This is a genomic window from Halocalculus aciditolerans, assembly GCF_014647475.1.
GTDB lineage: Archaea > Halobacteriota > Halobacteria > Halobacteriales > Halobacteriaceae > Halocalculus > Halocalculus aciditolerans.
Map to the genome: position 1 here is coordinate 49211 of NZ_BMPG01000005.1, position 20371 is coordinate 69581.

A 20371-nucleotide genomic window follows, 5' to 3' on the forward strand; every position below is an offset into this window, starting at 1 on the left:
TCGGACGCATCCGTCCGTTATTCGCGAGCTCCCGGTCGGACACATCTGGCCGTTCCCCGATATCCGGGCCCGGCCACATCTGGACGGAGCTTCGTCGACGCCGGCGAGCCCGGAAACATCTGTCCGTTGTTCGCGAGCTCCCGGTCGGCCACATCTGGCCGGTCTCTCGACGAACGGAGGTCGCGATGACTGAGTCCGAAGAGCGCGGAAGCTACGAGCGTCACCGGCCGGATCTCCCGCGTCGCTACACAGTCTCGAAGGCGGATGGGTCGAAGGTGCTCACGCTCGCCGCGCCCGTCCTGGACGCAATCGACGCCGACCCCGGCGACGAGGTTGTCGTCCGCCGGACTGACGACGGCGAGGTGGTCCTCGAGGTCGACGACCGCGACTTCGTGCCGGCGACCTCCCTCGCTCCCTGGCTGGGGTGTGACGATGAGTGAAGACGTCCACGCCCGTCGCGTCGCGGAACAACTCCGGCAGGCACAGCGCGAAGCTGAGGCCGCTCTCGAAGAGGAGGACGACGAGTGAGCGACCTCGAACCCCTCGAACCGGAGACGGCTACCCGGATGTACATGGAGGCGCGGAGCGACGAACTGAGCGAGGGAACGCTTCAGGGCCACAAGTACCGCCTACAGGCGTTCGTACAGTGGTGCGAGGAGGAGGGAATCGAGAACCTGAACGACCTCGGCGGCCGCGACCTCTACGGGTACCGCATCTGGCGGCGAGAGGGAAACGGCGAGGACCGGGACCCCATCGCGCCAGTGACGCTCCGCGGACAGCTCTCGACGATTCGCGCGTTCCTCCGGTTCTGTGCTGAAGTGGACGCCGTTCCCGAGAGCCTCCGCGAGAAGGTTCCGCTCCCGACAGTGAGCGGCGGTGAGGACGTCTCCAACACGACGCTTGAGCCCGACCGTGCCGAGGAGATCCTCAACTACCTCGAACGCTACGAGTACGCGAGCCGGAAGCATGTCACCCTCCTCGTGATGTACCACACCGGTGCGCGCGTCGGTGCGGTCCGCGGACTGAACCTCTCCGACATCTCTCTCGGAGACGACCCTGGGATCCAGTTCGTCCACCGTCCCGACCAGGGCTGCCCGCTGAAGAACAAGGAGAAGGGCGAACGCTGGAACGCCATCAGCGTCCGTGTCGCGCGGACACTTCGCCACTACATCGACGGCCCTCGGAACGAGATTTACGACGAGTACGGAAACGAACCGCTTCTCACCACCTCGCAGGGGCGCCCGCACCACACGACGATTCGGTCAACGCTCTACACGATCACCCGGCCGTGCTGGCGGAACGCCGAGTGTCCCCACGACCGCGATCCCGACGAGTGCGAGTATACCCAGTCGGAGCAGATGAGCTCGTGCCCGTCGGCCCGCTCCCCCCACGACGTTCGGAGCGGACGCGTCACCGCGTACCGACGACAGGATGTCCCCCGCCGCGTCGTCTCCGACCGCCTCGACGCGAGCGAGGGCGTTCTCGACAAACACTATGACCGCCGTAGCGAGCGTGAAAAGGCCGAACAGCGCCGCGACTACCTTCCCGACATCTAATCATGAACCACGAAACCAGACCCAGTTTAAGTAGCCGAGAAGCGCCTTCCGACAGGGCCCACGTCTCCGAACGAAGTGAGTAGCGCAGCCCATCGGAGTCGAAGCAGGGAGCAAATCGGAGAGTCGCGACCGTGGTTCGAATCCTCCCGGGCATATCCCGAAGACACTCATCCTGTAGCGGTACGGAAACCCACGGGGAGACCCGCTTATCCCTCACGCACTCCGGAATCACTCTCGGTGTCTCGGGCGATTGCTGGCCCAGGTCGTCCGGCGAGTACGAACGCTGCGGTGCGTCCCCGAGCGTCGACGTCTCGCCGTCGAGCAGCGCCCGGTCGTGTCACCGTCCGGTAGTCGGGGAGTAACTGGGGCTGGCGGCCTTTTTGCGACTCACTCCGCGGCGGTTGATAAGCCCGCCCGGTACTCAGAGCGTTCGGAGTGTCATACTTCATCGTTAGTTAGCGGCGCTCTCAGGCGCTTGCTCGTGAGTCAGTGTGTCACGGAAGATGGGTTTTCGCTCCCGAATCCCCCATCGCATTTATTAACCTGTCCGGACTACGGACTACCTAAGAACACGTTACCGTAGGATACCGGAGAATGGTCGAGGGGCACCGAAACGCCCTCACCCGTCTGTAACGATTCAGACGGCATAAAGACTCCGCGTGGACTGCCCATGCGTGTTCCGAACCACATTAACAATGTCCAAACGCACACTCTCACTCGACTTCGATGTCGACGAACGCGGTGTCTCCCCAGTCATTGGGGTCATCCTGATGGTCGCTATCACCGTGATTCTCGCGGCCGTCATCGGCGCGTTCGTCCTCAACCTCGGCAGCAACCTCGGAAGTACTGGTCCCAACGCACAACTCTCTGCGAGTTGTGCTCCTTCTTCGGATGGAGTCACTATCTCTCACAAGGGCGGTGACCCTATCAAAGTCGATGAGGTCACGCTTCAGTCGCCCAGCAGTAATGCGGACTTCAGCCCATCGAGCCCGTTCTCGGTTGGTGACAAAACGACGATAGTCTCTAGCGGTGATGTTAGTTCGGGAGACACGGTTACTGTAACGCTCGTCCACAACCCTTCGGAATCCATCCTCATCGACACCGAGGTCAACTGCTAAGATGAAACTCAATTTCGACCTTAACACCGACGAACGTGGTGTCTCCCCGGTTATCGGGGTCATCCTGATGGTCGCTATCACCGTGATTCTCGCGGCCGTCATCGGCGCGTTCGTCCTCAACCTCGGTAGCAACCTTGGACAGACTGGCCCAAGCACGCAACTTTCCGTCTCCGACGCTTCTGACAATTTCGATAGCAGTAACACGCTTGCCGAAATTCAGCACAAGGGCGGTGACCAACTCAAAGCCAGCGACCTCAAAGTCGTTGTCACGCCCCCCGGAGAAAGTGCCGTAAATATCGATCCTGTCTCAGCAGGCGCATCCAGTAATCTGAAAGTTGTACAGACGGCTGGCGGATCAACCACTGCTAGCTCACTCTCAGTGGGCGGAAGCTGGTACATCGTCGCAACTGGCGGGAGCTACCCGACATCCGGCGAGTACAATATCCAAGTCGTCCACAAGCCGTCGCAGTCCATCCTCATCGACACGGACGTCACGATTAACTAAACGACAGTCCCGTCTCGGCACTCCATTTTTCTGACGCACTACGCTCGCCAGCGAGATCCACTAGTCCCTCGTACGTGGCGTAGTACTACGCAGCCCTCGTCGATTCGTTCGAATAGGCTGCACTACTCGTCTAAGTCGCCGTCGCGCGAGGGTGCCGAATTTCTCGTTTCCGCGTCGCTGGTGCTATGCTCGGCCTTCGTATTGGGCGTCGGCAGAGGTGTTGTTGCGGTTGAAGGAGGTGACGGTGGCGCGGATGGCGTCGCCTTCGTCGACGGCGTCGGGGACGTCGTGGACGAAGAGGACGAAGCCTTGGACTTTGCCGACGGCGACGCGTTCGCCGGAGTGGTGGTCGGTGAACTCGGTGACGCCGAGGTCGTAGGTCTGGCCGAGGTCGACGGGGGCGTCGCGTTTCTGGGCGGCGTCGTGGGCGTTCTTGGAGGCGCGTCTGTCGGCGGTGCGGCGTCGCCAGAGGACGGCGGCGAGGAGGATGACGAGGAGGGTGGCGATGCCGATGCCGACGAGCTGGTAGTCCATACGGTGGGTGTCTCGCGGGGCGTAGTTAAGCGTTCCAGCCGTCGGTCACTCTTCGGTCTCGGTGTTGTCGTTGTCGGTGTCGGTGCGGGTGGCGGCCGGGGGGCGGCGGGTGGTGTCGTCGGCGTCTTTCCATTCGTCCATGCCGGCGGGGTCGAGGTGGACGTGGGCGTCGGCGACGGCGGGGTGGGCGAGGACGTTTCGTCTGACGTCGGTTTCGATGTCGTGGGCGTCGGCGAGGGTGTGGTCGGCGTCGATTTCGGCGTGGAATTCGACTTCGATGACGGGGCCGGTGTAGTAGGCGGTGAAGTCGTGGACGCCGTGGACGTCGGGGTGGTCGGTGACGCGGTCTCTGATGGCGGTCTGGACGTCGTCGGGCGGGGCGCTGGCGGAGAGTTGGGCGACGTTCTCGCGGCAGAGGCGGCCGCCTTCGTAGACGACGAGGAGGCTGACGAGGCCGCCGGCGATGGGGTCGAAGACGGGGTAGCCGAAGGCCATGCCGACGACGCCGACGAGCGCGGCGGTAGTCGTGTAGATGTCGTTGAGGTTGTCGCGGACGAGGGCGTCGAGGCTGGTGGATTGGGCTTTCTCGTTGGCGCGCTTGGTGTACCAGGCGGTGGCGGCCTTGATGGCGAGAGCAATGAGAAGACCGACGACGAGCATCGGGGTGTAGGTGGCCTCGCTGCCGTGCTGGAGGGCGAGGACGGAGTCGTAGAGGAGGTTGAGGCCGAGGAAGACGAGGACGATGCCGACGAAGAGCGCGGAGAGGGATTCGAAGCGGTCGTGGCCGTGCGGGTGGGTGGCGTCGGGGCCTTCGTAGGCGAGGCGGCCCCAGACGAGGACGACGGCGCTCGCGAGGAGGTCGGCGATGGAGTGGGCGGCGTCGGCGAGGAGGGCGAGGCTTCCGGTCGCGAGGCCGAGGCCGCCTTCCACGACGAGTTTGGCGACGTTCGACGCGACGTTCGCCCAGGACGCCCGCCGGAACATCGCCCGGTCGTCTGCCATACCCGAGAATTAGACTGAATCGAATTAAGGTCTGTGGTTCCCGTGACTTCGGCCCGCCGGCCGCCCCGGTTAGATACTTCGGCTCAGACTCGCATACAACCCGATTCACTCAGGTTTCGACGTGAATACTCTGACTTTTTGAGCCGTAACTTCCGTGAACCGCGGTCACATAGCTATCGATATATGGAACGAATCGGGTACGTCGTGCTCTCGGCGTTCGCGTTCGTCGCCGTCGCCGTCGGCGCGTTGACGACCGCGCTCCCGCTCGGGGAGTTCCTCGTGACGAGCGCGGCCGAGACCGCCAGCGCGTTCGCGGGGATGGTGTGGATTACGTGGTGGGCGCTCGTCGTCGGGTTCGCCATCGCCGGCGGCGTCGAAGCCTGGGTGTCGAGCGACGCCATCAGCCAGCACCTGGAGGGCGAGGGCGTCCGCGAGCTCGCCCTCGGGACGTTCTTCGGCTTCGTCTCCTCGTCCTGTAGCTACTCCGCGATCGCCACCGCGAAGAACCTCTTCAAGAAGGGCGCGAGCGCCCCCGCGAGCCTCGGCGCGTTCATGTTCGCTTCCACGAACCTCGTCATCGAGATCGGCTTCGTCATCTGGTTACTTCTGGGGTGGCAGTTCGTCGTCGCCGACTTCCTCGGCGGCCTCGTCCTCATCGCCCTCCTCGCGCTCGCCTTCCGCTACCTCGTCCCCGACGAGGTCGTCGAGCAGGCGCGCGAGAACGTCGAGGACGCCGGCACCGCCACCGACCCGAACTGCGGGATGGACGTCGATGTCGAAGAGACCGACTACACGAAGGAGGTCGACGGGACGACCTACTACTTCTGCTCGAAGTCCTGCATGGAGGGCTGGAGCCCCGAGGACGCGAACACGACCATTCGCGAGCAGGTGACGACGCTCAGCGGCTGGCGCGCGCTCGCGAACAAGCAGTGGAAGGAGTGGGATATGCTCTGGGACGAGATCCTCATCGGCTTCGTCTTCGCCAGCATCCTCACCGGCTTCGTCCCCGACTCGGTCTGGACGAGCCTCTTCGGCGAACCCGTCTTCGGCCTCCCCGTCTACCTCGTCTGGACCGCGATTCTCGGCGCGCTCGTCGGCATCCTGACCTTCGTCTGCTCCGTCGGAAACGTCCCCTTCGGCGCGCTCCTCTTCACCGAGGGCCTCCCCTTCGGCGGCGTGCTCTCCTACATCTACGCCGACCTCATCATCCCCCCAATCATGCAGGCCTACCGCGAGTACTACGGCCTCCACTTTGCCGGCATCCTCTCCGGCCTCATCTTCGCCGCCGCCGTCGTCACCGGCATCCTCATGCACGTCGTCTTCGCCGCCGCCGGCCTCATCCCGCCCGTCAGCCAGGTCCACGTCGCCGAGTTCTCCATCGAACTCAACTACAAGGCCGCGCTCAACGTCTTCGCCACCGCCCTCTTCCTCGTCCTCTACTACCTCCACAAGACCGACGCCAGCGACGACGACGGCGGCCACGGCCACGACGACCACAGCCACACCGCCTGAGAAACGCGCTCTTTCTTCAGCCGGCGAGGTGCACGCGGTTCGGAGCGACCAGCGTTCGCGTGAGTGAGGCGGGACGCTTTGCGTCCCGCTGACCGTACGGGCGACTTGTGTGTCGCCCGTCCAACGAAGCGAACGCGAGCAAGGAGGAGCGAAGCTCCGACTGAGGGAGTGAGAACCGCGAGAGAGCGAACGGTGGCGAGAACTCTGTTCTCGCTCGCAACCGGAACGCGCAGCGTCCCGGTGACGGCGACCCACGGGGGCCGTGAGCTATGCGATTCGGCGACGCGTCAGCCGTCGAAGTGTTCGGCCCAGAGCGGCTCTTCGCGGTAGCGGTCGCCGCGGTCGGGGAGCGGGACGACGACGGTGTCTGTTTCGTGGAGGACGCCGCGTTCGGTGAGGCGGTGGACGGCGGCGAGCGCGCCGCCGCTCGACGGGCCGACGAGGAAGCGCCCGTCGACGCGGAGGTGGTCGCGGACCGTCTCCGCCGCCCACTGCCCGGCGTGGGCGATGCCGACTTCCTCGCCCGCGTGGGCGTCTCTGAGCGCGCGGGCTTCCCGGTAGGCGTCCGCGGTCTCGACGGGAAAGAGGCCGTCGAGCCGTGATTCGTCGAGGACGGCGGGTTCGTGGAAGCGCGCGCCGCGCGTGTACTTCAGGCCGTCGATGCCGTGGGCGGGCTCCTCGGGCTGGTACCCCCAGCTATCGACGCCGCGCGGGCCGAGCGCCGCCGCGACCCCGGTCACGGTCCCGCCGGTTCCCGCCCCCGCGACGAAGTGCGTCACCTCGCCGTTCGTCTGCCGCCAGAGTTCGACGCCAGTGGTCCCCGCGTGGACGCCGGGGTTCGCGGGGTTCGAATACTGGTCCGGGCGCACGTACTCGTCGGGATGCTCCTCCAGAAGTTCCTCGGCGCGCGCGAGCATCGCCTCGTAGTCCGCGGCCTCGCGGACGCGCGCGCCGGCGTCGCGGACGGCGGCGGCCTTCGTCGCCGACGCCGTCGCCGGCATCACCACTTCGACGTCGTAGCCTCGGCTCGCACCGATGCGCGCGAGCGCCGTCCCCGTGTTCCCCGAGGACGCCGCGAGCACGGTCTTCCCGTCGACCGTCCCGTTCGCTTCCGCGGCGTCGAGCATCGACTTCGCGATGCGCGTCTTCACGCTCCCGCCGCCGAACGGCTCGCCGAGCGCGTTGAACCACTCGGCCTTCCCGAGCACGCGCGGCGGCACGTCGACGTCGAGTTCCAGCAGGGGCGTTCGACCGACGGTCGACTCGTTCATTCTCCCGTCGTTCTACTCGCGGACTCCCAGTAAAACACCCGGCCGGCGAGCCACCCGCCGGGGCGGGCCGCATCCCGAGCCGGCTAGTCGTCCCGGTAGAGGCGGTCACCGGCGGCCACGAGCGCCGACTTGTCGATGTCGAGCAGATAGGGAAGATCGTGTTCCTCGAGGAGCGTCCGGCCGAGTTGGAAGGAGAGCGAGTATCCGAGTCCGAACGGGTAGCCGCTGTCCTTCGGTTCGACGTAGAGCGTTCCCCCGTCTTCGCTGTCGCGGTCGAGTTCCTCCGCTCTGATCCGGTCCCAGTACTCGGCGACGGTCTCCGGGTTATACCGCGTCCACCACGGTGACTGATACTCGGGGACGAGTTGTTTCGCGGCGTGCTGGGTGACGGCCTCCTCAACGACGTACTCCCACTTCGTCTCGCTCTCGCGGCCGCGTCGTTCGAACCCCCAGACGTGCGCGTACTCGTGAGCGGTCGTGGATTTGAGAGAGGCCTGCCAGTTCGGCGCGGCCGTGTTGAACTCGATTTCGATCCGGTTCGGGTAGCTCGCGAACCCGTACGCTCCGTCCAGAATATCGACGATGTCGTCGTCTCCAGCCCACCCGATTTCGACGACGACGTCCGTCTCTGTCGGGAACCGTGCTTCTGCCGCGGCTAGCGAGCGTTCGATAATCCCTCTCGCTTCCCGGAACTCCGCCGTCGTCGGTGAGAGACGATCCGCCATACCAACGATACGGGGTGTTCGATATATAGTCTCGGCTCCGTCGGAGTCCGCTTGGTGATTTGACGTCGGGTTCGCCGTTCGCTCGGGACTGAGGGGCGCGACGTCGACTCCCTAGTCGAGTGCGGCGGCGAGCTTCTGGACGGGCGTGTCGACGTCGTCGACGAGGTCTTCCAGTTGGGTGCGACAGGACGTTCCGGGTGCGACGACCTCTTCCGTACTGCTCTCGGCGACCTGGTCGAAGAGCATGTTCCCGATGGCCCGGCTCATGGAGTAGTGTTCGGCCTCGTAGCCGAAGGAGCCGGACATCCCACAGCACGTGGAGTCGAGGGCGTCGACGTCGTAGCCGGCGCGCCGGAGGACGCCGACGGCGTGGTGGTCTTTCTTCGTCGCTTTCTGGTGGCAGTGGCCGTGGTAGGCCATCGACCCCTCGCCGACGGCGTCGAGGCCGTCGTCGAGGCGGAAGGTGTCGAGGTACTCCATGACGCCGTAGGTGCGGTCGGCGACGGCGTGCATCGCGTCCGTGTCGAGGAGGTCGCGATAGTCGCTCTGGACCATCACGGCGTCGCTGGGTTCGACGAGGACGACGTCGCGGCCGTCGCGGACGTGCGGGTGGAGGTCGCGGACGACGTCGGCCGCGGTGTTCCGCGCCTTGTCGAGGAAGCCCTTCGAGTGCGCGGGCCGCCCCGTGTCGGTGACGTCGGCGAGCTCGACGTGGACGCCCGCGGCTTCGAGGACTTTCACTGCCGCTTTCCCGTTCTCGGGGTGGATGTAGTTCGTGAAGGTGTCCGCGAGGAAGACGACGGAGCGCTCCGCGTCGCGCTCGCTCACCCGCGCGCCGCCGCGCGCCGCGAACCAGTCGTGGAACGTCTCCCGCCGGAACTCGGGGAGGTCGCGTTCGGCCGCGATACCCACGGTCGCTTCGGCGACCCTGCCCGCGCCGGGGACGTAGTTCGCGAGGTTGGAGAGCGGTGCGACCCGGCTCGCGACGCCGGCGAGCGCGTCGATGTTCGCGAAGAGTTTGTCGCGGAGGCTCGCGCCCTCGCGCTCGTGGTGGTCGTGTTCGAGCTCGACCTTCATCTTCGCCATGTCGACCTCGCTCGGGCAGTCCCGGCTACACCCCTTGCAGCCGACGCAGAGGTCCATCACTTCGCGGAGGAACTCGTCGTCGGCGTCGCCGTCGAGCTCGCCGCTCATCGCGTCCCGCAGGAGGTTCGCGCGGCCGCGGGTGCTCTGAATCTCCTCGCCGCTCGCGCGGTACGTCGGGCACATCACGCCGCCCGTGGTGTCCTGGTCGCCGCGGCAGCCCGCACAGCCGTGACAGAGCTCGACCATCCCCTCGAAGCCGTTCTCGTTCCGCCACTGGAGCTCCGGCTCGAACCCCGGGTCGAACTCGTACTCCGTGCCGTAGCGGAGGTTCTCGGTCATCTTCGCGTCGCCGCAGACGTTCCCGGGGTTGAGGAGCCAGTCCGGGTCGAACGCGGTCTTCAAATCGCGGAAGGCCTGCCAGAGCTCGTCGCCGTAGAGCTTCCGGTTCCACTGGGTCCGCGCGCGCCCGTCGCCGTGCTCGCCGGAGACGCTCCCGCCGTATTTGACGACGAGGTCGGTGACGTCGTCGGCGATGCCTTCGAACTGCTCGATGCCCGTCTCGCTCTTCAGGTTCACGAGCGGGCGGATGTGGAGGACGCCCGGGCCGGCGTGCGCGTAGAACGACGCCGACGTCCCGTGGTCCGCGAGGACGTCCTGGAACGCCGCGACGTACTCCGGGAGGTGTTCCGGCGGAATCGCGGTGTCCTCGATGAAGGAGATGTGCTTCTCGTCGCTCGTCCGCCCGAGGAGGATGGGGAGCCCGGACTTCCGGAGCTTCCAGAACCGCGTGCGCTCGGCCTCGTCGTACGCCTCCAGCGCCTCGTCCGCGAACACCGGCGCGTCCGCCGTGACGGGGTCGTCGCCCGCGTCACCCGTCGGCGTCACCGACGGACACCGGTCCCGCAGGAGGCCCGCCACCTTCGCCACGCCGTCCTCGTCCGACTCCGCGTAGAACTCGACGAGGAGGACCGCGCCCGCGTCGCCCGGCAGCATCTCCACCAGCTCGCCGAACTCCTCGGTTTCTCCCGCGAGGTCGAGGAGCGTGTCGTCCACCAGCTCCACCGCGGCCGGGTCGTGTTCGAGGATGGGCGCGACGTCCTCCATCGCCGTCACGAGGTCCGAGTAGGTGAGGAGCGCCATCGACTTCGTCGCCGGGATGGGCTCCAACCCCACGCGCGCCTTCGTCACCGTCGCCAGCGTCCCCTCCGACCCCGCGAGGAGGCGCGCGAGATTCACCGTTCCCTCCTCGGTCGCGCCGTCGCCGCGCGCCTCGCGCACTAGCACGTCGAGGTTGTAGCCGGAGACGTTCCGCTTCAGGTTCGGATACTTCTCCTCGACTTCGTCCGATTCCTCGTCGATGATGCGGAGGACTTCGGCGTACACTCGCTCTTCGATGTCGCCGTCCGCGTCGGCGTTCTCCCGGAGCGTCTCGATTTCGGTTTCGCCGAACGTCGTCACGGTGCCGTCGGCGAGCACGGCTTCGACCTCCTCGATGTAGGCGTCCGTCTTCCCGTACTTCAGGGAGTGTGCGCCCGTCGAGTTGTTCCCGATAGCGCCGCCGAGCACGGAGCGGTCGCCCGCCGCCGGGTCCGGCGCGAACTTCAGGCCGTGGGGCCGTAGCCGCTCGTTCAGTCGCGCGAGCTTTACGCCCGCCTGCGCCACCGCCTCCCGGCCCTCGGGGTCGATGTCCTCGACGCCCGTCATGTGCTTCGAGAGGTCGAGGACGACCGCCTCGTTCACGGCCTGCCCGGCGAGGCTCGTCCCGCCGCCGCGCGGGAGCACGGGAATCTCGTGGTCCGCGCAGTAGGAGACGACGGCCGCGACGTCCGCGGTGTGCTTCGGGAAGACCACGCCGACCGGGACGGCGCGGTACGCGCTCGCGTCCGTCGCGTAGAGCTCGCGGCTGTACTCGTCGAACCGGACCTCGCCGTTGACGCGCGCCTCCAGGGCCTCCACGAGCGCCGGACGGTCGACGTCCCCGCCGACGTAGTCGTACTCCGCTCCCGGGTCCGCCGCCGGGTCGGACTCGTTCACTGCCATACTCGATGGGCGCGCGCCGCGAAGTAAATACCACCGCTCCCTTACAGAACCGCCGCGCGCCCGGAAGCCGAGGAACTAACCCGGAGGCCGCACAACGAAGCTCCATGTCAACAACGACCACGGGGGCGTTCGCGGACGCGCTCGCCCCGCTCAACGGCCGCGTGGAACGCGTTCCCGCCGCCGAAGTGGCAGAGACCATCGACGCGGCCGCCGTCGCCCCCGCCGTCGGCGTGCCGCTCGACATCGACGGCGTCTCCCTCCCCGACTCGGTCGCGACCGACTTCAGCGCCGACGGCGTCGAGAGCGCCGCGACGGGCGTGACGCCGGCGGCGCTCGGCGTCGCCGAGTACGGCAGCCTCCTCCTCGAACACGCGCCCGCCGGCGCGGAGCCCGCCCAGCTCTACCCGAGCACGCACGTCGCCGTCCTCAGGGAGAGCGACCTCTACCCCGACCTCGAGTCCGCGTGGAGCGAGGTGGCCGCCGCGTTCGACGCCGGCCGCGACGACGCCGTGCTCGCCACCGGCTCCTCCGCCACCGCCGACATGGGCGAACTCGTCCGCGGCGTCCACGGCCCCCGGGAGGTAATCGTCGTCCTCGTGGAGGACCGCTAGATGTCCAGCGACCGCCAGCGGAAAGCGGCGAAAATCCGCGAGGTGATGCGCGAGGAGGGCGACGCCGTCCGCGAGAGCGCCGGCCACCACAACGAGATGCGAAAGGACGCCGTCGCGCGCCTCGACGACTACGAGGACCTCAGAGACCGCGCGCGAGCCATCAAGGAAGACGCCATCGAACGCCTCCCCGAACTCGTCGACGAGCTCACCGACAGCGTCGAAGCGAACGGCGGGCACGTCTACCTCGCCGAGGACGCCGCGGACGCGAACGACTACATCACGAGCGTCTGCGCCGACGCCGACACCGTCGTGAAGTCGAAGTCGATGACTTCCGAGGAAGTCGACGTCAACGACGCCCTCCACGCCGACGGTCTCGACGTCTGGGAGACCGACCTCGGCGAACTCATCCTCCAGGTCGCCGACGACTCCCCCAGCCACCTCATCGGCCCCGCGATGCACTTTACTACTACCGAGATCGCCGACCTCTTCAACGACGTCTTCGACCCCGACGAACCCCTGGAGACGCCGGAGGAACTCACCGCGTTCGCCCGCGACCTCCTCTCCGAGAAGTTCGCGGAAGCGGACGTCGGGATGACGGGCGCGAACTTCCTCTGCGCCGACTCCGGCTCGATGGCGCTCGTGACGAGCGAGGGGAACGCCCGGAAGACCGTGCAGGCGACGGACACCCATATCGCGCTCGCCGGCGTCGAGAAGATCGTCCCCAGCATAGAGGAGCTTTACCCGTTCGTCGAACTCCTCGCGAAATCCGGCACCGGCCAAGACCTCACCTCCTACGTCACGATGCTCTCCCCGCCCGTCGACTCCCCCAGCCAAGGCGTCGACGGCCCGATGACCGCGGCGTCCGCCGACGACCGCGATTTTCACCTCGTCCTCCTCGACAACGGCCGGATGGACATGCGCGACGACGACCACCTGAAGGAGACGCTCTACTGCATCCGGTGTTCGGCGTGCTCGAACGCCTGCGCGAACTTCCAGCACGTCGGCGGCCACGCCTTCGGCGGCGAGACCTACTCTGGAGGTATTGGCACCGGCTGGGAGGCCGGCGTCCACGGCCTCGACTCGGCGGGCGAGTTCTCCGACTTCTGCACCGGCTGCTCGCGGTGCACGACCGCCTGTCCCGTCGAAATCGACATCCCGTGGATCAACGAGGTCGTCCGCGACCGCGTGAACCACCAGGGCAGAGAGGAGGGCTTCGACTTCCTCGTCGACGGCCTCTCACCCGACGCCGAGCCCGGCCGCCTCGACGTCGAGAAACGCTTGTTCGGGAACGTCGGCCTGCTCGCGGACGCCGGCAGCGCCACCGCGCCGCTCTCGAACCTCGTCGCCTCGTTCGGGCCGGCGCGCGACCTCATGGAGCGAGTAACAGGAATCGACGCGCGCCGCGACCTCCCCGAGTGGCAGCGCGAGACGCTCCAGGACTGGTTCGCGAGACGCGGCGGCTCGACGGTCGACGAAGCCGCCGCGTCCCGCTCCGCCGTCCTCTACCCCGACGTCTACACCGACCACGTCCAGGTCGAGCGCGGGAAAGCCGCCGTCCGCGTCCTCGAAGCCCTCGACGTCCACGTCACGATTCCCGACCTCCCCGAGTCCGGGCGCGCCCCGCTGAGCCAGGGGATGATCGACACCGCCGACGACCGCGCGAGCGCCGTCTACGGCGGCCTCGCAGAACACCTCGACGCCGGGCGGGACGTCGTCGTCATCGAACCCAGCGACCTCGCGATGTTCCGCGAGGACTACGAGCACTTCCTCCCGGACGCCTCCTTCGAGCGCCTCAGCGAGAACGCCTACGAGGTCTTCGAGTACGTCTACGGCCGGCTCGACGAAGGCGCGACCCTCGACGCTCTTCGGGCTGGACACGAACGCCTCGCCTACCACGCCCACTGCCAGCAGCGCACCCTCGACCTCGCCCCCTACACCGAATCCGTGCTCGAACGCCTCGGCTACGACCTCCTCACGACCGACGTCGAATGCTGCGGGATGGCCGGGAGCTTCGGCTACAAATCCGAATACTACGAACTCTCCATGGACGTCGGCGAGGACGTGAGAGAACAACTCTCCACCACCGACGCCGCGGACCGCCGCGTCGTCGCCTCCGGCACGTCGTGTCTCGAACAGCTCTCCGACCTCCTCCGTAAGCCGACCCGACACCCGATCGAAGTCGTCGACCCGCGCCGGTAACTACGTCCAGAGGCGCTCGTCGAACGCCGCTTCCACGGTCGCGTTCCCGGCCGCGCGACCGGACTCCGCGCGGTACTCGCCGGGGTCGACGCCGCCGCGTTTGATCGTGTTGAGCGCTTCGATCAGTCCCCCAGCGCCGCGTTCGAGGCGGAACCAGCCGGTGGTGACGCGCCCGCTGTCGTTCACGCGGAGCATGAACGGACCGTCGTTCCCGCTCGCGGCGGCGTCGACGCCGCTGCGGGCGAGCGTGGCGTTCCCGGACTCGACGTACGCGTATGCGACAGTCGCGTTCACGTCCGGCGTGAGGCCGCTCGCGTCGACTCGCGCGTCCGCGAACCGGACGAGGAGGAGCGGCCCGTCGGTCTCGCGGACTGCGTCCGCTCGCCGCACGGTCGCGCCGCGCGCTTCGAGGCGCTCTGCGGCCGCGGTCGCAGTCGCGTTGCGGAGGACCGGGTCACCGCCGGTCGCGACGACCGTGACCGTTCGGTCCGCGACGTCGGGAACGCCGGCGTTCGCCGACGAGGCCGTCGACCCGGCCGGTGCGGTGAACGTGTAGTATTCGCCCGAGACGGCGGGGCTGTACGCGATTGCCGCGGGCGTGAGGCACGCCGCGGCGACGACGACCGCGACGGAGAGGAGGGCCTTGCGCTGCATGGGATTCAGCGCGAGACGCCCCCGCCACCCTCGTTCGTCGGGGTCGCGGGCCGCGGACGCGTAGGTGACGAGGAGCGTGACCGCGCCCGTGCCGGCCGCGAGGACGTGCCGCGGGTCGGTGAACGCGTCGACGTACCGCGACACCGCTGCGAGGACGGCGAGGAGGCCGAGCGCGCCGAGGAGGCGCTTCAGCGTCGCGAACAGTCCGGATCTCCGCTCTTCCGCGCCGACGAACACGACCATCGGTTCCTCAGGAGGCGCGTACACGGACATCTCGCGGCCGCGCGACGAGTACTCGGTGTCCGCGACTCGAACGAGGTCCGCGTCCCGGAGCTTCTCCAAGTGGTACATCGCGTTCTGGACGGAGGTGTCGGCGCGCTCGGCGAGCGCCGACGGCGTCCCCGTCTCGCGGTGGACTTCCGCGAGAATTGTCCGCGTGGTCTCCGCGGAGAGCGCGTCGAACACGGCGTCCGCGTCCTCGTCACCGACGTCCAGCACGCGGAGCGCGCCGTCCTGGTCGCTCGACGGCTCGACGTCCCGGTCGCGAGAGGGTAGCAGCGACATCACGTCGACTCGACCGAGGAGACAGAGACAGTTAGGGGTTCGCCAGGGTTCGACCGCGATTGAACAGAGACACGCGCCGCCCGCCGCCCGCCGCGCCACGATTCGTCCCGGCTGCCGCCGACTCCTCCGTACCGACTCCGTCGAAACGGACGTCTGCGTCGCCGGGGCGGGCCCGGACGGCGACCACATCCGCGTCGCCACCCACTCCTTCACCGGCCCCCGGGTCGTCGACGCACCGACGAACCTACTTACCGCGCCGCCGCCAACCGCGACGTATGGACGACGCAGTGATCGAGACGCTCCCGCCCGCGGAGGCGTTCGCGCTCGTCGGCGACGAGACGCGATTCGCCATCCTCGAAGCGCTCGCCGAGGCGGACGCGTCCGTCGCGTTCACCGAGTTGCGAGAGCGCGTCGGCGTCCGCGACTCCGGCCAGTTCAACTACCACCTCCGGAAGCTCGACGGTCGCTTCGTCGCGAAAGACGACGGCTACCGCCTCACGCCCGCCGGCCGCCGCCTCGTCGGTGCCGTCCTCTCCGGGGGGTTCACCGCCGAATTCGACGCCGACCCCATCCCGCTCGACGCCGGCTGCCCGCGCTGCGATACGGCTCTCGCCGTTCGCTTCGAGGAGTCCCGCGTCTTCGTCGTCTGCGACGACTGCGACTACCACGTCGTCCACGTCGACGTCCCACCCGCCGTCGTCGAGGACTACGAACGCGATGCCGTCCCCGGCGTCGTCGACCGCTGGATCAAGCGCTTCGTCACCTCCCTCGACTACGGCATCTGTCCGTTCTGCGACGGGCGAATCGACCGGTCGGTTCCCGTCCGCGGCGACCCCGACGCCCCCGGCTGGGTCGCCGAGTACGACTACCCCGCCGGCGTCAGGGACGCCTGTCGCCGCTGTGGGTTCGACGCGACCTCCGGCGTTCCCGTCCAGCTCCTCCACCGTCCCGCCGTCGTCGCCTTCTACCACGACCACGGCGTCGACCTCCGCGAGCAGCCGCTCTGGGCGTTCGACTTCGAAGACGACTCGACGGCCCGCGTCACCGCCCGCGACCCCCTCCGGCTCGCCGTCGACTACCACGCCGACGGCGACACGCTCACCCTCACCCTCGACGCCGACCTCACCGTCCTCGACAGCCGAGTCGCGTAGTCGCTACTCCTCGGGAATCGCGCCCGCGTCGCGGAGCGCCCCCAACTCCTCGTCGCCGTAGCCGTACTCGCGGAGGACTTCCTCCGTGTGCTCGCCGAGGAGCGGCGGGTGGCGGTACGCCTTTACTTGTGAGTGGGAGAACTTCATCGGGCTCCCGGGCACGGTGATGGAGCCGGCGGTCGGGTGGTCGATATCCCACGCCATCTCCCGCGCCTCGACCTGCGGGCTCGCGAAGACTTCCTCCATATCTTTCACGTCGCTCGCCGGGACGCCGTGCTCTTCGAAGCGCGCGAGCAGGGCGGCCGTCGACTCCCCGCCGAGCTCCGCGCTCAGGACGGCGTCGAGCTCGTCGCGGTTCGTGATGCGTTTCGTGTTCGTCGCGAACCGCTCGTCCTCGGCGAGACCGGGGCGGTCGATGGCGTCGCAGAACTTCGGCCAGAGGTTCTCCGACGCACAGGCGACGACGACGTAGCCGTCCGCCGTCTCGAACGCCTGATACGGCGCGAGGTTCGGATGCTTGCTCCCCATCCGCCCCGGCGGGCTCCCGCTCGCGAAGTAGTTCGCCGCCTGATACGACATGAGCGCGGCCTGCCCGTCGAGCAGGCTCACGTCCACCTTCTGCCCGACGCCGTCGCCGAGCTCGCGCTCGAAGAGCGCCGCGAGCACACCCTGCGTCGCGTACATCGACGCCGTGATGTCCGCGATGGCGACGCCGACGCGCACCGGCGCGCCGTCCTCCTCGCCCGTAATCGACATCATCCCGCCCTCCGCCTGCATCATCAGGTCGTACGCCGGCTCGTCGCGCTTCGGCCCCCACTCACCGTACCCGGAGAGTTTCGCGTACACGAGTCCGGGGTTCTCCTCGCGGAGGTCCTCGTAGCCGATCCCCCACGACTCCATCGTCCCCACGCGGAAGTTCTCCACGAGGACGTCCGCTTCCGCCGCCAGGTCCGCGAACGCCGCCTTCCCCTCGTCCGTCTTCAGGTTCAGCTCCACGGAGCGCTTGTTCCGGTTCACGCTCGCGTAGTAGGCGGCCTCGCCGCTCTCGCCGTACGTCGGCGGATGCCACCCACGCGTCTGGTCGCCCACCTCCGGGCGCTCGACCTTGATTACTTCCGCGCCGAGGTCGCCGAGCTGCATCGTGCAGAACGGCCCGACGAGCACGCGGCTCGCGTCCAGAACCGTGATTCCGTCGAGCGGCCCGGTGTCGCCGTCCGGCCGTCGCGCTTCGCCCGTCATCGCTCCGTCCTCCGCGGCGTCGGTCCGTGCATACTCGGAGATGCGACCCCCGCTCCCCTAAATCGTCCTATAGCCAGTCGGTCGGGAGGACGGCGAGGACGCCGGCGGCGAGGCCGGCGACGATGAGCAGGCGGACGACGGTGCCGACGAACGCGGCGGCGGCGAACTCCACGGGGTCGTCGTGGCCGACGGAGAACGCGTATATCGCCGCCGTGTCGGGCGCGCCCGGTATCGAGAGCGTCGTCACGAGCCCGAGCACGCCGTACCTGCGGACGACGCCGCCGATAGCGGCTTCGACGGCGACGACCGGACCGAAGCGGAACCGGCCGGTGATGGCGGCGAACCGGTTCGTACTCGCCGCGCGCCGCGAGACCTTGAGCGCGACGACGCCCCCGGCGGCCTTCCCGGCCGACGCGACGACGACGAGCACCGCGAGGTCGCCCCAGCCCGGCAGTCCGAGGTTGATCGGCGCGAGGAGCACGAGCTCGCTCGGCAGCGGGAGCGCGACCGCACAGAGAAAGGAGAAGACGAAGACGACGAGGAGTCCGAGCGGCCCGCTCGCCGACCGGACGAGGGCGTCGAGGGCGGAGAGGCCTTCCACGGGCACTGACAGGCGGTTAGGCGACCACCAGCCTAAACGCTACGGCTCCCCGTCGAGGAACCGCCGCGCCGCGTCCGCGAGCACCGCGCGCGCCGTCTCTACCTCCGGCCAGTGGACGTGCTCGTTCGGGTAGTGCGCGACGTCGATGCTCCCGGGACCGAAGATGACGGTCGGAATCCCCGCGTCGAGGTAGTGTCTGGAGTCCGCGCCGTACGTCGCCCCCGTCGGCGTCGCGTCGAGGTCGCGCGCCCGCATCGCCGCCTGCAGGCGCTCCACGACGCGCGCTCCTTCGTCCACTTCCGCGGCGGTGAACTGCACGCTGAACCGCTCGAAACGCGGCGGGTGCTCGCGCAGCCACTCGCGGTCCGCCGCGACCGATTCGAGGCGCTCCCGGAACTCGGCCTCCACTTCCTCGACGGTCTCGCCGGGCGCGACGCCGATGCGGACCTGCGCGGTCAGCGAGGCGGGGACGCTCGACGCCCACGACCCCGCGCGGACCGTGCCGAAATTCACCGGCCACTTCACGGGGTAGCCCTCGTAGAGCGGGTGCGTCACGCGCTCCTCGCGCTCGGCTTCGAGAGCCACGAAGGCCTCCCGGATGGCCTCGAAGTGCGGGAGGACGGATTCGCCGCGCCAGCGCGTCGCCGCGTGCGCCGACCGCCCCTCTAGTTCGAGCTCCATCATCGCGCTCCCCTCCGTCGCCGTCACGGGCCGGAGCTCCGTCGGCTCCGCGACGATACAGGCGTCGCGCTCGAAGCCCCACGGGCTCGCCTTCGCGGACTGCGCCGCGCCCAAGCCGCCTTCTTCCTCGCCCGCCACCGCCTCGACGACGACGCGGCCGTCGAGGTCGTCGCCGTGCGCGTCGTGCAGGGCCTTCGCCGCGAACACGCACGCCGTCAACCCCGCCTTCATGTCGGCCGCGCCGCGCGCGTAGAGGTCGTCGCCGTCCCACGTCGGCTCCCACGGGTCCGTCTCCCACTCCGCCTCCTCGACCGGCACGACGTCGAAGTGGCCGTTGAGCACGAGCGCCGGCCCGGCGTCCGGGTCGCCGAACTCCAGCACGCCCCCGACGCTCACCCGGTCGTCGAGGTCGAGCGTCTCCATCGGCGGGAACGCCGAATCCTGCGAGAGGACGTCCGGGTCCGGCTCCCACGTCGCCGTCTCGAACCCGAGGTCGTCCAGCGCCTCCGCGACGAACGCCGCCGCCTCGGCTTCCTCGCCGTCCGTCGACGGATACGCGAGCAGTCGCTCCGCGAACGTCCGCATCGCCGCATCGAGGTCCCCGTCCTCGTTCTCGTCGAAGGTCATACCCGATTCGTCGGCCCTCGCCGCCTTAGCGTTCCGGGATTGTCGTCACTCGCGGCGGCCGCCTCCGCGGACGCCACCCGTTAAGGCCTGCGCCGCGAACACACGGCCATGAGCTTCGACGAGGACGCGTGGCGGGACGCGCTCGAAGACCACCGCACCGCCAAGGACGACTACCTCCGCGACCACCCGCACTCCCCGCTCCCCCGCACGCTCGACGATTTCGACGGCCTCGACTACTACCCGCCCGACCCCGACTACCGATTCGAACTCTCCCTCGACGTCGACCCCGAGAAGGAGGACGTCGTCGTCGACACCACGCAGGGCGGCGAACGCCAGTACCGCTGCTGGGGAACCTTCACCTTCCGACTTAACGGTGCGGAGCGCACCCTCGCCGCCTACCGGAGCTCGCCCGGCGAGGACCGCCTCTGGGTGCCGTTCCGCGACGAGACGAACGGCGACACCACCTACGGCGCGGGCCGCTACCTCGACCTCGACGAAGACGACCGAATCGACCCCGACACCGAGACGTGGGTGGTCGACTTCAACCTCGCGTACAGCCCCTTCTGCGCGTACTCGGACGCCTACGAGTGCCCCATCGTCCCCCAGGAGAACCGCCTCGACACCCGCGTCGAAGCCGGCGAGCGCTACGACCCCGCCGACTTCGGGCACGAGTGACCCGTGACGGATGACGAGTA

At 68.2% G+C, this 20371-nt stretch carries 18 protein-coding genes; 9 read left to right on the forward strand and 9 right to left on the reverse strand.

The features are described 5' to 3' along the window. Positions 1–185: 185 nt before the first annotated feature. The 4 genes from IEY26_RS15155 (at position 186) to IEY26_RS15170 (ending at position 3179) form a co-directional block, all read left to right on the forward strand. The gene (locus tag IEY26_RS15155) at positions 186–440 is read left to right on the forward strand and encodes a hypothetical protein (protein ID WP_188980446.1); all 255 of its coding nucleotides are present in this window, start codon (positions 186–188) and stop codon (positions 438–440) included. Between the two features lie 126 nt (positions 441–566). Continuing rightward, positions 567–1556, forward strand: a complete 990-nt coding sequence (locus IEY26_RS15160) for a tyrosine-type recombinase/integrase (RefSeq protein ID WP_188980611.1) — start codon at positions 567–569, stop codon at positions 1554–1556. 695 nt (positions 1557–2251) lie between these two features. After that, positions 2252–2674, forward strand: coding sequence for a type IV pilin (locus IEY26_RS15165; protein WP_188980448.1), 423 nt, complete (start codon positions 2252–2254; stop codon positions 2672–2674). A gap of 1 nt (position 2675) precedes the next feature. Continuing rightward, positions 2676–3179 carry a type IV pilin gene (locus IEY26_RS15170; RefSeq protein WP_188980450.1) on the forward strand — a complete coding sequence of 168 codons (504 nt, stop codon included), beginning with the start codon at positions 2676–2678 and terminating at the stop codon, positions 3177–3179. 183 nt (positions 3180–3362) lie between these two features. On the opposite strand, the gene IEY26_RS15175 is transcribed toward IEY26_RS15170, so the two are convergent. Continuing rightward, entirely contained in the window at positions 3363–3713 is a 351-nt protein-coding gene (locus tag IEY26_RS15175; protein WP_188980452.1) for a TRAM domain-containing protein, read from the reverse strand. 45 nt (positions 3714–3758) lie between these two features. Then, a complete protein-coding gene (locus IEY26_RS15180; RefSeq protein WP_188980454.1) occupies positions 3759–4715 on the reverse strand; it encodes a cation diffusion facilitator family transporter in 957 nt (318 codons plus the stop codon). Between the two features lie 183 nt (positions 4716–4898). Between IEY26_RS15180 and IEY26_RS15185 the strand changes: the two genes are divergently transcribed. After that, entirely contained in the window at positions 4899–6227 is a 1329-nt protein-coding gene (locus IEY26_RS15185) for a permease (protein WP_188980456.1), read from the forward strand. 287 nt (positions 6228–6514) lie between these two features. Here the strand turns inward: IEY26_RS15185 and IEY26_RS15190 are convergent, their stop codons facing one another. The 3 genes from IEY26_RS15190 to IEY26_RS15200 all read right to left on the reverse strand — a co-directional run bounded on the left by IEY26_RS15190 (position 6515) and on the right by IEY26_RS15200 (position 11349). Continuing rightward, a complete protein-coding gene (locus IEY26_RS15190; protein WP_188980458.1) occupies positions 6515–7498 on the reverse strand; it encodes a PLP-dependent cysteine synthase family protein in 984 nt (327 codons plus the stop codon). A gap of 83 nt (positions 7499–7581) precedes the next feature. Then, a complete protein-coding gene (locus tag IEY26_RS15195; protein WP_188980460.1) occupies positions 7582–8223 on the reverse strand; it encodes a DUF2268 domain-containing putative Zn-dependent protease in 642 nt (213 codons plus the stop codon). 111 nt (positions 8224–8334) lie between these two features. Then, complete coding sequence (locus IEY26_RS15200; RefSeq protein WP_188980462.1) at positions 8335–11349, reverse strand: FAD-binding and (Fe-S)-binding domain-containing protein; 3015 nt, start codon at positions 11347–11349, stop codon at positions 8335–8337. Between the two features lie 104 nt (positions 11350–11453). Here IEY26_RS15200 and IEY26_RS15205 point away from each other — a divergent pair, with 104 nt between their 5' ends. Beyond that, positions 11454–11960: an LUD domain-containing protein gene (locus IEY26_RS15205; protein ID WP_188980464.1), complete on the forward strand. Its 507-nt coding sequence runs from the start codon at positions 11454–11456 to the stop codon at positions 11958–11960. Next, positions 11961–14159 (forward strand): LUD domain-containing protein, encoded by a 2199-nt coding sequence (locus IEY26_RS15210; protein WP_188980466.1) that lies wholly within the window; start codon positions 11961–11963, stop codon positions 14157–14159. Here IEY26_RS15210 and IEY26_RS15215 read toward each other — a convergent pair whose 3' ends face one another. Further along, positions 14160–15377 carry an ArsR/SmtB family transcription factor gene (locus IEY26_RS15215; RefSeq protein ID WP_188980468.1) on the reverse strand — a complete coding sequence of 406 codons (1218 nt, stop codon included), beginning with the start codon at positions 15375–15377 and terminating at the stop codon, positions 14160–14162. It lies immediately after the preceding gene. A gap of 275 nt (positions 15378–15652) precedes the next feature. Here IEY26_RS15215 and IEY26_RS15220 point away from each other — a divergent pair, with 275 nt between their 5' ends. Then, a complete protein-coding gene (locus tag IEY26_RS15220) occupies positions 15653–16528 on the forward strand; it encodes an ArsR/SmtB family transcription factor (RefSeq protein WP_188980470.1) in 876 nt (291 codons plus the stop codon). Positions 16529–16531: 3 nt separating this feature from the next. Here IEY26_RS15220 and IEY26_RS15225 read toward each other — a convergent pair whose 3' ends face one another. The 3 genes from IEY26_RS15225 to IEY26_RS15235 all read right to left on the reverse strand — a co-directional run bounded on the left by IEY26_RS15225 (position 16532) and on the right by IEY26_RS15235 (position 19676). Next, the gene (locus IEY26_RS15225) at positions 16532–17767 is read right to left on the reverse strand and encodes a CaiB/BaiF CoA transferase family protein (protein ID WP_188980473.1); all 1236 of its coding nucleotides are present in this window, start codon (positions 17765–17767) and stop codon (positions 16532–16534) included. A gap of 67 nt (positions 17768–17834) precedes the next feature. After that, positions 17835–18374, reverse strand: coding sequence for a YqaA family protein (locus IEY26_RS15230; RefSeq protein ID WP_188980475.1), 540 nt, complete (start codon positions 18372–18374; stop codon positions 17835–17837). 33 nt (positions 18375–18407) lie between these two features. After that, on the reverse strand, positions 18408–19676 hold the full coding sequence (locus IEY26_RS15235; RefSeq protein WP_188980477.1) for a M20/M25/M40 family metallo-hydrolase: 1269 nt from the start codon (positions 19674–19676) through the stop codon (positions 18408–18410). Between the two features lie 108 nt (positions 19677–19784). Between IEY26_RS15235 and IEY26_RS15240 the strand changes: the two genes are divergently transcribed. Next, positions 19785–20351 (forward strand): DUF1684 domain-containing protein, encoded by a 567-nt coding sequence (locus tag IEY26_RS15240; RefSeq protein WP_188980479.1) that lies wholly within the window; start codon positions 19785–19787, stop codon positions 20349–20351. The last annotated feature ends 20 nt before the right edge of the window (positions 20352–20371 follow it).